Source organism: Oscillibacter sp. KLE 1745, from assembly GCF_000469445.2.
GTDB classification, from domain to species: Bacteria; Bacillota; Clostridia; order Oscillospirales; family Oscillospiraceae; genus Oscillibacter; species Oscillibacter welbionis.
In genome coordinates this window covers 38608-50561 of sequence record NZ_KI271693.1, presented here as the reverse complement: position 1 = coordinate 50561, position 11954 = coordinate 38608, and the positions used below count along the sequence as shown (strand labels likewise).

Below are 11954 nucleotides of genomic sequence, written 5' to 3'. Positions count from 1 at the left end.
ACGCGGCCTGTGGTGTTGCCACAGGCCGCGTTTCTATCAATTTGCAACCATATTCATGTTATATGACGGAGGTACTGTTTTATGGAAAGTTCTTTCCGAGGTAGCGGCGAATATGTGGCCAGTGAAGAACTCCTGCAAGTGACAAACATCGCCATCGCTCTGCAAAAGCCGCTTCTGATCAAGGGAGAGCCGGGTACCGGAAAGACGGTCCTGGCACAAGCTGTAGCGGAGTCTCTGCAAAAGCGGCTGCTGATTTGGAACATCAAGTCCACCACAAAGGCTCAGGAAGGACTCTACATCTATGACGTGGTCCAGCGGCTGTATGACAGCCAGCTGGGTCTTGCGGGCGTGGACCAAGTGGAGAAGTACGTGAAGCTTGGAAAACTGGGCGAGGCGTTCTCCGGCGAGGACCAAGCGGTCCTGCTGATCGATGAGATCGATAAGGCGGATCTGGAATTTCCCAATGACTTGCTTTGGGAGCTGGACAGAATGGAATTTTACATCCCCGAAACAGGAAGGACCGTCCGGGCAAAGCAAAGGCCCATTGTGATCATCACCTCCAACGCGGAAAAGGAACTGCCGGACGCTTTCCTGCGGCGCTGTATTTTTCACTATATTACGTTCCCAGATGAGCAGCTGATGGCCGAGATTATCCGTGTGCATGAGCCTGACCTGGAGGATAGCCTTCTTCGGCAGGCGCTGGAGACCTTCTATTGGGTGCGGAGCATCCATGGGCTCCAGAAAAAACCAAGCACCAGCGAGCTGCTGGACTGGATCCAGGCCCTGCAGTTGGGCGGAATTGCGTCGGAGCGCATTCTGCAGGAGCTTCCCTTTGCGGGCGTGCTGCTGAAAAAGAACGAAGACTTGGAGCTTCTGAATCGCCAGCGGAAATGAGGGACTGCCATGTTTCTGTCACTTTTTTATCTGCTGCGGGCAAACAGACTGAAGGTGTCCCTCGACGAATGGCTGATGCTGCTGGAAGGAATGCGGAAAGGTCTCCATGGCTCCACGCTGGATGGCTTTTACACCCTCTGCCGTGCGGTGGTGGTGACGAGTGAGGTGGATTTTGACCGCTTCGATCAGGTGTTCCTGGAATTTTTCCGAGGCGTGGAGCCACAAGAACAGCTGCCGGAAGAGCTGCGGAAATGGTTGGAGCATCCGGAGCTGACCAGGGAGGATATCCAGAGGCTGCAGAAGTTCACTGGCCTGAGTGAAGAGGAGATTGAGGCACTGTTTGCCCGCCGCCTTCAAGACCAGAAAGAGGAACACAACGGCGGCCGGAAATGGATTGGCACCGATGGTTATACCGCCTTTGGAAACCAAGGGGAACGGATGGGCGGCATCCGGGTGGGCGGCGAGTCCCGGTACCGATCCGCCTATCGGCTGGCGGGAGAGCGGCGGTATCGGGATTGGCGCACAGACTGTACCCTTGACTCCCGCCAGTTCCAGCAGGCGTTCCGGGGGCTCCGGCAGCTGTCCAGACTGACGGATGCGCCCAAGACGGAGCTGGATGTAGACGCCACGATCCAAAAGACCTGTCAAAATGGTGGGATGCTGCGGATGGAGTATACATTCCCCAGGAAAAATACCCTGAAACTGCTGTTATTGATCGACTCCGGCGGATCCATGGAGCCATATCAGCGGCTGTGCAGTATGCTGTTCCAAGCGGTCAGCAAGGCGGGACATTTCAAAGATCTGAAAATCTTCTATTTTCACAACCGGCCTGGAAATCTGGTCTATAAGGACCCTGCGCTGACCCTGTCCAGCGCTGTGGAGACAGAGTGGATTTTGAAAAATCTCTTCCGGGATTACCGCGTCATTTTTATCGGAGATGCTGAGATGTCCGTAAACGACCTGCTGGGCCGCCGCGGAGCAGGCGGAGACCTGAAATCCGGGATAGACTGGCTGCTGGAATTCAAGAACCATTACTCCCATATCATCTGGCTGCATCCACAAATGCGGCCAAATGGACACAGCTACTGGACCCAATCATTTGATTTAATTGCACAGCAGTTCCCAATGTACCAGATCACACTGGAGGAATTGACGCTGGGAATCAAGAGACTTCTTGTAGCAAAATAAAAGTTGCTAATGTATCCTTCTGCGCTTCACCCAACAGTGATATATGGTTTCCTGCCGGCATAAGCCGAATATAGAAACGAACCGCCCTGGTGACTCTTTCTGTCCAAGTTACCAGTAATTATTTGAAGCGAAAATCTGCCCTACGGCCTGCAGATTGTCTTATCCGGAGAAATTCCGGAAGGTTTCAATCTCCATTCGGCTCTGGCCTGGTTATAATTGCAACGCTACTGGAAACCGCTGTAGGGAAGAAACAGCAATGCCTGCCCTTGACAAATCCGGCAAGGGCAGGCATTGTATGTTTGCGGCAGGGATTTTTATACTGCCGGCTCTGGGCATGCCAAGGCCCACTTCGATGGACAGGAAGGAGCTGCTGTCATGAAGATTGTGTCCTGGAACGTCAACGGCCTTGCGGCCTGCAAGCGCAAAGGCTTTTTGCGTGTCCTTGCCAACTCCAAAGCGGACTTTTTCTGCTGTCAGGAAATCAAGACCCGCTGCCCACTTTCTACTCCAGGATATCTCCAGTTCTGGAACCCCGCCAAACACCCAGGGATAGAACGGTTCCTCTTTCTGGGTCTGACCGATGTATTCTGTGCCTGGTATCCACAGGCGGATAGGCCCTATATCTGGTGGTCTATGCGGCTCAACAAGCGGCTAGAGAACCGGGGGCAGCTGGGCTACTTTCTGGTTTCAGACGCGCTGCTGCCCGCTGTCCGTAGAATCACACATCACATGGACATTCTTGCTTCCGATCACCGCCCCATCTCCCCGACGCGGTGTTTGGCAACGTTTCGGAAAGAGTTGCCAGATAAGGAGTAGCCGCGATGTTGTGCGGACTGGATTGGGTCCGGATGACTTTTTCTTAATATCTGGAGAATATTTTCGCCGTGATGTTGATTTGTCAGGATGGTCCCCAAAAGCTCAAACTTATTAACAGTAGTGGTAGCCATCGCGAGGTGGATTTTTTAGCCCATCCATAAATGCTGATAAAAGATAGTATCTTTTTTGCATATCATATTCCATGCCTATTGAAAGTTCGGGCAATTCAATGATTGCACTCTCTAACACAGTGACTGCATCAGGGCGTTGCACAAATTCACCTAATGCTTCATTATATTTTGTGTTTTCCCAAAAGCCCAACACCTCATCTTCATGAACAAGAATATTTGAGGAAAATGGGTATGATATAGCTGTTTCGAGGAGAGCTTTTGTGGTCATTTGTTCTACTAATCCTTCTGGGAGCCTGCAAGCGTTTTGAGCTAATCCAGCCATTGCGAGATTATCCCATTCAGGCGAATCTGGTGTTATTGGAAATTCATACGGCTTATCAATAGGATACACTTGGCATTCAAGTTCCTTTTTCCCGACCTGATAGGAAGCAAAACAAATAAGGATTGATAACATCAAGAACAATATCCGTGTGTAGTTTCTCTTTTCCATCACGATTCCCTCCTTTTGGGTTTACAGGGTCAAACAAAAAGGGATACATCTCGAAATCGCAAGGCTCTTTCGTGATGTATCCCTTAATATTTCATAATAGTCTAACAAAAGTAAGAATAAGAATTGCTTTCTCCTAAAGTGTTATGCAAGAGTCCAAAAACTCGTGCTCTTTTTATATGGTCCATAGTTTGGTGCGTGTTCATAAACACCTTTCCAGTCCCACTTAGATCTTACAAGAATAGCGGTAGAAACGACATAAGCAGAATGTTCCGGAGCATCAATAGCTCCATAAAGAACGCAATCTCCAACCCTTACGGAGCTTGTTCGCACATAACTTCCATCCTCAATATATTTGTACGGGTTTTCCATCCAGTATGGATTGGATGTGCTTTGAGAGTACCAAGCGTAAGAATGACAATTATACTTGGGTGATGCCCCTGATATACGAGTTGCTCTAGGAAATTCAGCTTCCAGTTCCGCAATTTTTTCATCTCTATAATTAGGGTCATCTATATCAAGAATATCATGCCAAGTACTATCTTTTTTTACAGGAACTACTGATCCCCTTGGCGTAAAGACATAATCAGGTGTAGAGTTGGGGCTAGGATTGCTTACATCAAGATTAAAAGTATACAAAGCAGTCATGATTTTTTCTCTTTTATAAGAATCATAGTCAGTGCTATTGTGCTCATCGAGTTGTTCTATACTCATCTTCGTTTCAAGCACATTTTGCAAATCTCGCCGATTCAAAAGCTCATCTAGCCCATTGAAATATTCTGAAACTGCTAACAACCCTTTATTTAACGAACCATGCATAAAGATATCCATCTGCATCGGATAGTTCAAAACCGATTCTAACAAAGCTTCGGTTGTCATTTTGCACAACATGGTATCCGGAATTTGGCAAGCAGCAACCATATCGTCATTGTTAGTGAAGTTATACCATTCAGGATCATCAGGGGAGACTGGGTATTCATACGGAAAATTGATGGTATACCCTTCTTCAGGAAGAGCGGCAGCAAAAGAGGTGATAGAAAGATTTAAGGAAAGCAAGATCACAAATAGAAAACTAAAGATTTTTTTGGCTTGCATAATATTTCTCCTCTCTTGTCTAAATTTGAAAGCTTATGCCTCTATTTTTATTATAATTTTCAACATTTGTTTTGTCTATCAGGCAAATAACCAAAAAGAGATACAATAATTTCGCATTTAACACAAATCTAACTGTACCACTCATGGCTTATTCAAAAATAAGGCAAATGGCAGTTATCTATATGGGATATAAAAGGAAAGTCACGCAAGTTGTAACCCAAATGGAGAAGGCCGTTACCTACAACGTGAGTGTTGCGTTGACTGCGGACGGCCTATGCTCCCAGATCAGGAGATCCAGTTAGTTGAGATCATCCTGGGGCAAGGGCGTACTGCCGCCAACCTGGCCTACATCCATCGGTTCTGTGCTTACGATGTACTCGTTGAGGGGAGGGAGGGCGTTGCTTCCGGGCTGGATGTGTTCGCCCTCTTGGATGGGGTCACAGAGCCTGCCCGGGGGCTAGAGAACCCCTACTGGGATCTCCGGGAGTTTTTCCGCCTGTGTCGGAGGTCATCTGTTACACTGACGCTTCCGGAAATTGAGAAGATCATCGGCTTTGAGCTGGACTGGGAGGCCCGTTATTTTCAGGCATTCTGGTTTGATGAGGCTCCGGCCTATGTGGGCGGGCAGTGGGAGCAGGAATTCCCATTCCACGCCGTGGAGCCCTCCCAGCAGGCTGCGGAGTATGTCATATCAGATGCCTGGCGCAGTCAGGGCTACCGCATCCAGCGGCTGGATCTGAGCCGTGAGCGGGTTGTTTTCCATAGGGAAGTCTATGGGACCACGGGCTTGACCATTCCACCAGCACTTCTCCAGAGCCGGATCCCGGAGAATGCGGCTCATGAAGCAACGACGTTTTTCGCCTATCTCATAAAAAAATACGGCCTTGGACACAGACCTTAGAATGGAGAAGATTCCGTGTCCTGAGTTCTGCTGAACAGCCGGGAATTTCCTTTCTCTGAAGTTGCCGGCGTTGGAATCATGTTAGAGAGAATCATTTTGGAGGGGCCCGCTCGGCTGCAGACCCCTCCGGCTGTCATCTAAAATTACGTCTTGATAGCTTCTGCCATTCGAATCAATAGACTCCATAGTCCCTGGGCTGTGAAGTTCGAAAGGAAAATGGAGAATGGTATCGCTATTCTCTGTTTTCTAATTTTTGTGATGTTTGACGTGCACTCTTTTTACTTTGAAAATTGTCTTACTTCCACAGTAAAGTCCATGCTTCTTGTGATATACTCAGCATTACCTACTTTAAAATATACCGGCTTACTTTCGATACTTTCCCAGGTATTTATTTTAATGGTTCTGGTAGCACTCTGGCCTGCCGGGACTGCAGAGGGATTTGTGACATTTGTTGAAGGCAATTGCCGGCCCAAATCAAATTCCAAGGGGTATTTTCCACTGTTTGTAACAGTGATACTGATATAGTCTCCATCTTCTTCTTTTGGATTTAGAGTGGACTCAAATGGATCGTCGGACTGGTTTGTTTCTTTCAAAATAACTTTTCCTGAATTAGAAGTTAGGGGTGTAATCTCTTCTAATTCTCCATTATCGAAAATGACACCAGCATTATCAGGTGCCATTGTATATAGCGCCGCATCACCTTCTGCTTCAACATCAATGGTGCTATTGCTTCCTCTCCAGGATACGTCCATACCAAGTGCTTCGGCCAGAAACCGAACAGATACATAGTGAGTTGCGGAGCCATTTGAATCTGTATATCGTATAATGGATGGAAGTTCAGCTCCGGCAGATGATTCTAACACATCCCCTTTATCGACAATTCTTTTTCCGTTAATTGAGAGGTTCGCGGTGTTAAATGAAATGGCATTACTTGCTGCTAAAGCGGTTCCTGTGATGGAAACAAGTAAGGCCATAAGTGCCATGCCACAGAAAAATGATGATGTTTTCCTCATTCTGATCACCAATGCTGGTCAACAGAGTAGGAATAAATCACAGAACTGGCCTTCTCTGCGGTAATTGTTGCTGTCATAATTCCTGCCAAACCATTTCCGCTTGTAGATTTTGCGACCATTACAAGACGGTCTCCAGGGACAATCGTTCGGGTAGAGCTTACGTTATCCTCCGGCGCAGAAGTAGCGTCGTATTCCATTGTTGCCGTCATGCTGTTTTCTTCGTCAATATTTTCAATGGCTCCACGGCATTCGTCACCTAAATTTGCAGAACAAGTGTACGTGTGTGTTGCGGTTGGCCGTGCAGTTGCTTTTTCAATATCATAGCCTGCGTATGTGCTTGCCGCAGGGATGACACCGAAAACAACGGTTGTCCCATCGCTCAATTCATAAACTTCACAGCTTTTATCATACTCAAGGATGAACGTTACAAGTTCATCCTGTTCGTTTGTATCGGCCGCAGATGCTGTGACCGCAGAGAGAGAAAAAACAAAGGACAGCACCAACACCAAGGAAAGAATTTTTGAAGTGGATTTTCTCATTTTCATTGTTTGCCTCACTTTCCATTTTAGAACGTCCAACCCTACACTGAATTAGTTGACTGCTACTGATTATTGTATCTACCATCTCCCTTCACATAAGATATATGTTTTGAGTCGAGGGGTAATCTCGCCTGACGCTAACAGCTTTCCTGAATACATGCTAAATTTGCTTTCATTATTAAAAACAGTGAAGGGATTAAAAGTGTAACCTAATATCGACAAAAAATCTGAAAAAAAGTATTTTAGCTGGGAAAGGAACAGCTTACGTTGAAGCTGCTTCTCTTATCGAGAAGGACCTTCAAGAATTTGGATAATATCAACAACACCGACTTTAGCTACATCGCGATGTTGAAGTGGAAACTGGAGTTTTTTACATCACTGTTTTTTACTAAATGCCAACAAAAAACATATAAGTAGTCCTGAAATCAGAATAACTAGGGAAATAATTAGCGGAACAAGCATGTGTGTTGCCAGTAAAGAGCCGAATATGCCAAAAATTTGACGGCCATTATCGCTATAAGTAATATTTTCAGAAAGTGCAACATATATAATACTAACGGATGTAAAGACTAACCCAATTATCACAAGTAGTATACCGCAAACCATTTTCCGATCCATGGTAAAAGCTCCTTTTGATCTATTTTACATACCCTGGAGGTCAAAATTTATGCCATCGTAGTTCTGCCACCTATAATTTAATGCTCCCATACAATTATTAAAGTCCGGGACAGATCATCTCTGTCCCGGGCTTGGCTTCAAATAAAATCACCAGGATAACTCGCTAAGTGTTCCTTAAAATCTTGATAATTGTTATCCGTTACATACGAGCTGTCTGTAGCTTTTTCAACATAGGTCGGACTAGCAATGTGAGCAAGATGAGAATATGCAATTCCATCCTCATCTATAATGGTGTATTCATAATATGGATCCCCCAATTGTGCGCCAGTCCATGGGTCAATGTCCGCATAGGTAGTTCTCACCATTACTCCGAACAGAATTCCGGAGATGATGCGGTGCGTAACTTTTGCACCATTTGCTAAGCGGGCGCCCTCTTCTGGCCCAGTAGCCTCCATGCTCGCTTCAACTGAAACCTCCGCAGAAATAGAGAACCCCCCAATAAGTTCACCACTGTCTACACTAATAGAGCCGCCAACAGTTTTTGAAGATGTCACACCCGTAGCAATGCGGTCGAGCACAACACCTTTGATGGGCCCATACGAGCGGATAACTGTTGTATCAATAGGTTGAACTACCCTAGTAACACCATTGATGTCAATCGCACTTGGATGGTTTAGCATTGACTGTTCGTATTTAGCGACTGCAAGCTCTGCAGCCAGCTGAGATAGACAATCAAATCTATCTGTATTGTAGGCATCGCGAGCGGCCTGCTTGATCAAATCACTTGTCTCAGCGGTGTAATCTGTAATTTCGACTCCATAGGTTTCTTCAACATATCCGAATTCATCGGGATATTCGTTCAAAATATCCTGAAATCTTTCGGAATCGAGAAGTACTTTCTCTTCCGGAGCTGTCGCTAAAGCTTGAACATTTAAACTGACAAGCAACGTAAGGGCAAGAGCTGCACTTAAAATCCTTTTTTTCATAAATATCTCCTTGTAAAGACGTTGTAACTAGATCGCCGCTTAGAACCTTCATTCGGTGCTCATGGAAACCACTCCTCTCCTTTTCCATCTACTTTATAAAACAGCTAAGAGGAAAGAAATGCAACTTGCTCCGTCTAAATTTCTATATCTACAGACTTAATGGCACCAGTACTGAAAAACGCCCAGGACATGGTCCTGGGCGTTCACTGTGTAAATTTAGCTGATTTATTTAATAGGACTCAGTGTATGAGTAGAAAGTTGCAGATTCAATTTCTCTGCCGCTGGAGTTATAGACAGTTGCTGTTGCCTTTACACGATAGTCGTATCCGGAAGCAACATACCAGTTCCCGCCTGCAGATGCATATCTGGTGCCAGCGTCAGTCCAGGTCTTGATCGTATCCCAGCCGGAGCGGTTCTGCTGGAGTTCCACGGTCAATTCCACATCATAAGAAGAGGTAGGGGCAGAAACAGATGCTGAACAATTAGCCAATCCCCCGGTAATCTCAAGATCGGCTTCCGTATCTCGAATATAGGCATATCTAGGCGAGATTTCAGGAATATCAAGCGCTTCTTGCGGAGCTGCAGCGCTTGCTGAAGCACACAGAATCAAAATTGCGGTTAGTAGGCATAGGCTGCGCTTGAAGATGTTTTTCATTTTTCATTGTCTCCTTTGACTTAGTGTATTTAAGTGCTTTGCGCTTCTATTTATAAGAGACGCAGAAAATCAAATCTGCAACATCTTATTTCAAAAATTTTATATTCTGGGCGATCTTTTCATTTGTTTCAACGGAAATGCCCGGGGAAGTCCAAACTCTGATAAAAATACCGTTATCTGTATCCATCATTACACAGTTAATATCGCCGTCTTTGAAGACACGCATTGTATCAACACCGTTGATCGACAGATGTTCGATGCTCTCTGCATTTTCTGTATCAATCTGAACAACGCTATTCTCATCTGATAGGATGATCGAAAAATAGAGTCCGGCGTTATTCTGAAATCCAGCATAATGGTCGAATGTACTGTCTACACAGGAAAATCCTTCGGGGATCCAGCCAATCTCTAGGTTTTCAAAATACTCTGAAGTAGCAAGTCCCTCTAACGTAGTGGGCAGAGACTTGAGATCTTCACCGGGATCATCGCTTTTCATTTCCAATTGTGTGTACTGTTCTTCCACAGTAATCAAAAGATTCAACGCAGAAATGCGGAAGTCCTCCGACAGTGCAAAGGCCGACGTGAACAGCAACATCATCACTGCCGCCACAATCGCTGCACGATTCAGTACCCGCTTGGTCGTCCGCCAATACCCGGAACGCCGCTGCTCTGCGAAATGCCGATTAATTACTTTCCGGCACCGCCGGTCAATTTCTTCCGGAACTGCAGCAGTGGGATCCCGGTTAAGCTGGTCATTCAGCTCTTCCAAACGAGCGCCCTCCTTTTCCGCCACTGCGTCCATCAGCAATGCAAAGTAGGCGTCCTCATACTGCTCTTCCAGTTTTTCACGCCGCGTCATGAATGGTCTCCTCCTTTCATCAGGGAAATGACCTTGCGTTTTGCGCGGGTCAGTTTCATCCGGATACTCTCCTTTTTACAGTAATAAATTTCTGCGAGCTTTTCGTCGCTTTCTTGGAGAATGTACTTGCGATAGAGCAGTTCCGCATCTGCCCGCGGGATTTGATCCCAGATAGCAGCAAACTGGCGCTGCTGTTCTTCCCGTTCCAGAATCTCCTGTGGAGATTCGCTGGGCTCTTCGTATGTGTTCCCATCATCGTAGTCAATCGGCAGCGTGTGTTTCTCAATGACATTTTGATGCCGTTTGAAATTGACTGCGGTACTTCTAACAGTATAAACAAGATAGGTTGGCAGAGTGCAACCAGGAAGCTCCATGAGCTTTGGAATTCTCTTCAAAAGCCGTTCTACTGCATCCTGCATGATATCCTCGGCTTCATTTTCACTTGCGGCATAGCGCTTTGCCACAGAGTACATCAGGCGTTGGTATCGCTGGTATAGGTCTGTGAAGAAAACGTATTCTTCCGACACTTCGCCTGATATAATCAATTGTATCATACAAGCATCCCCTCTTTCAGATCACATTTTATAAAACACCCAAAATCATGATCTGCAACAGGATTTTTTTCGGATTTTCTTTGCGTGGGTGCTGTGTATAGTAGTATACTCCCCACAGAAATCTAATAATATTAGAAATTTCCTTATAAATCAATGTTTTTATCAAAATATATTAGAATAAATCAGGAGGCTCTTCGGAAAATATTATAATTGAAGAAAACGATTCGGAGGGCGCATCCCATGGCTCATGTTGGAGAAATTTTGGCAGAACTGCGTAATGACCGCGAGCTGTCACAAAAGGAACTTGGGCGTGTGCTTCATATTGGGGGAGGTACGATATCCTGCTATGAGCGGGGTAGCAGCCTTCCAAATTCAGACCGAATCGCACAGATCGCAGATTATTTTCATGTGACAACAGACTACCTGTTGGGAAGAACTTCCTATAATATCTCACCAGACTATTTGGCAGAACCCATCTGTGGCGAGGTCACAGTTCATGATTTTGTAGAACTGCTCCGGGAGATTCCGGAGGATCGTCGATACGCCTTATATCTGCTGGCAAAGGACGCCCGCATAAATGCGACCCTGAAAAAACAAATGGAACCATAACGGAAGACAGGAGCTGCCGATGATCCCTTCTATTATCCTTGCAATCGAAGATGATGATGACCGAGAATTTATGACGTGGCTCTATAAACAATATCAACGGCTCATGTACAGAGAAATTTTGAAGATCGTACAGGAGACCTGGGACGTGGATGACATCATGCAGTCCCTTTTGGTAAAGTTGATCGGCCAAATTGCACTTCTGAAAACGTTGGATCGACAGCACCTGATTGACTACCTTGTAACCGCTGCGCGGAACACGGCACTGAATTTCCGCAGGGACAACAAGGCCAAGTACTTTGAAGAACTCACGGACGAGCAACCGTCGCCGGAGGACACCGAGGACGAATTGATTCGGAAAGAAGATCTCTATCGTCTGGCCGATGTGTGGAATACGCTAGATGAAAAAACGCAGTACCTGCTCAGAGCTAGATATATCTTAAACAAGAGCGGCAAGGAGATTGCCGCTGATCTAAAGATGTCTCCAGACAATGTGCGGATGGCGATTGTCCGAGCAAAGAGAAAGGCCAAAAAGGCGATGGAAGCGGGAGCAGACTCTCAAGAAAAAACATAAATCAACAGGATGGAAAAAGGGCGGAGAAATTTCTCCGC

The 11954-nt window shown here is 46.0% G+C and carries 15 protein-coding genes; 5 read left to right on the top strand and 10 right to left on the bottom strand.

What is annotated here, in order from left to right:
- Nucleotides 1-81: 81 nt before the first annotated feature.
- Both HMPREF1546_RS03725 and HMPREF1546_RS03720 read left to right on the top strand, forming a co-directional pair.
- Nucleotides 82-894 (top strand): MoxR family ATPase, encoded by an 813-nt coding sequence (locus tag HMPREF1546_RS03725; protein WP_021748342.1) that lies wholly within the window; start codon nucleotides 82-84, stop codon nucleotides 892-894.
- 9 nt (nucleotides 895-903) lie between these two features.
- A complete protein-coding gene (locus HMPREF1546_RS03720; protein WP_021748341.1) occupies nucleotides 904-2082 on the top strand; it encodes a VWA domain-containing protein in 1179 nt (392 codons plus the stop codon).
- Nucleotides 2083-2292: 210 nt separating this feature from the next.
- Here the strand turns inward: HMPREF1546_RS03720 and HMPREF1546_RS18670 are convergent, their stop codons facing one another.
- The 3 genes from HMPREF1546_RS18670 to HMPREF1546_RS18665 all read right to left on the bottom strand — a co-directional run bounded on the left by HMPREF1546_RS18670 (nucleotide 2293) and on the right by HMPREF1546_RS18665 (nucleotide 4611).
- The gene (locus HMPREF1546_RS18670) at nucleotides 2293-2625 is read right to left on the bottom strand and encodes a hypothetical protein (RefSeq protein ID WP_147629905.1); all 333 of its coding nucleotides are present in this window, start codon (nucleotides 2623-2625) and stop codon (nucleotides 2293-2295) included.
- A 384-nt stretch (nucleotides 2626-3009) separates the two neighbouring features.
- On the bottom strand, nucleotides 3010-3519 hold the full coding sequence (locus HMPREF1546_RS03710; protein WP_036629752.1) for a hypothetical protein: 510 nt from the start codon (nucleotides 3517-3519) through the stop codon (nucleotides 3010-3012).
- Between the two features lie 141 nt (nucleotides 3520-3660).
- Nucleotides 3661-4611 carry a hypothetical protein gene (locus HMPREF1546_RS18665; protein ID WP_021748336.1) on the bottom strand — a complete coding sequence of 317 codons (951 nt, stop codon included), beginning with the start codon at nucleotides 4609-4611 and terminating at the stop codon, nucleotides 3661-3663.
- A gap of 274 nt (nucleotides 4612-4885) precedes the next feature.
- Between HMPREF1546_RS18665 and HMPREF1546_RS03705 the strand changes: the two genes are divergently transcribed.
- Nucleotides 4886-5512 carry a hypothetical protein gene (locus tag HMPREF1546_RS03705; protein WP_021748335.1) on the top strand — a complete coding sequence of 209 codons (627 nt, stop codon included), beginning with the start codon at nucleotides 4886-4888 and terminating at the stop codon, nucleotides 5510-5512.
- Between the two features lie 278 nt (nucleotides 5513-5790).
- Here the strand turns inward: HMPREF1546_RS03705 and HMPREF1546_RS18115 are convergent, their stop codons facing one another.
- The 7 genes from HMPREF1546_RS18115 to HMPREF1546_RS03690 all read right to left on the bottom strand — a co-directional run bounded on the left by HMPREF1546_RS18115 (nucleotide 5791) and on the right by HMPREF1546_RS03690 (nucleotide 10736).
- Entirely contained in the window at nucleotides 5791-6525 is a 735-nt protein-coding gene (locus tag HMPREF1546_RS18115) for a stalk domain-containing protein (protein ID WP_083490951.1), read from the bottom strand.
- 5 nt (nucleotides 6526-6530) lie between these two features.
- Nucleotides 6531-7070 carry a hypothetical protein gene (locus HMPREF1546_RS18660; protein ID WP_021748333.1) on the bottom strand — a complete coding sequence of 180 codons (540 nt, stop codon included), beginning with the start codon at nucleotides 7068-7070 and terminating at the stop codon, nucleotides 6531-6533.
- A 369-nt stretch (nucleotides 7071-7439) separates the two neighbouring features.
- Nucleotides 7440-7682 carry a hypothetical protein gene (locus tag HMPREF1546_RS18655; protein ID WP_147629904.1) on the bottom strand — a complete coding sequence of 81 codons (243 nt, stop codon included), beginning with the start codon at nucleotides 7680-7682 and terminating at the stop codon, nucleotides 7440-7442.
- A gap of 137 nt (nucleotides 7683-7819) precedes the next feature.
- On the bottom strand, nucleotides 7820-8668 hold the full coding sequence (locus tag HMPREF1546_RS03700; RefSeq protein WP_021748331.1) for a hypothetical protein: 849 nt from the start codon (nucleotides 8666-8668) through the stop codon (nucleotides 7820-7822).
- A 229-nt stretch (nucleotides 8669-8897) separates the two neighbouring features.
- Entirely contained in the window at nucleotides 8898-9323 is a 426-nt protein-coding gene (locus HMPREF1546_RS18650) for a hypothetical protein (protein ID WP_021748330.1), read from the bottom strand.
- Between the two features lie 85 nt (nucleotides 9324-9408).
- Nucleotides 9409-10182 (bottom strand): DUF4367 domain-containing protein, encoded by a 774-nt coding sequence (locus HMPREF1546_RS03695; RefSeq protein ID WP_021748329.1) that lies wholly within the window; start codon nucleotides 10180-10182, stop codon nucleotides 9409-9411.
- Nucleotides 10179-10736 (bottom strand): RNA polymerase sigma factor, encoded by a 558-nt coding sequence (locus HMPREF1546_RS03690; RefSeq protein WP_021748328.1) that lies wholly within the window; start codon nucleotides 10734-10736, stop codon nucleotides 10179-10181. Before HMPREF1546_RS03690 ends, HMPREF1546_RS03695 begins: the two co-directional genes overlap by 4 nt.
- Before the next feature lie 240 nt (nucleotides 10737-10976).
- Between HMPREF1546_RS03690 and HMPREF1546_RS03685 the strand changes: the two genes are divergently transcribed.
- Both HMPREF1546_RS03685 and HMPREF1546_RS03680 read left to right on the top strand, forming a co-directional pair.
- The gene (locus HMPREF1546_RS03685) at nucleotides 10977-11345 is read left to right on the top strand and encodes a helix-turn-helix domain-containing protein (RefSeq protein WP_021751698.1); all 369 of its coding nucleotides are present in this window, start codon (nucleotides 10977-10979) and stop codon (nucleotides 11343-11345) included.
- Between the two features lie 19 nt (nucleotides 11346-11364).
- The gene (locus HMPREF1546_RS03680) at nucleotides 11365-11916 is read left to right on the top strand and encodes an RNA polymerase sigma factor (protein ID WP_021748324.1); all 552 of its coding nucleotides are present in this window, start codon (nucleotides 11365-11367) and stop codon (nucleotides 11914-11916) included.
- The last annotated feature ends 38 nt before the right edge of the window (nucleotides 11917-11954 follow it).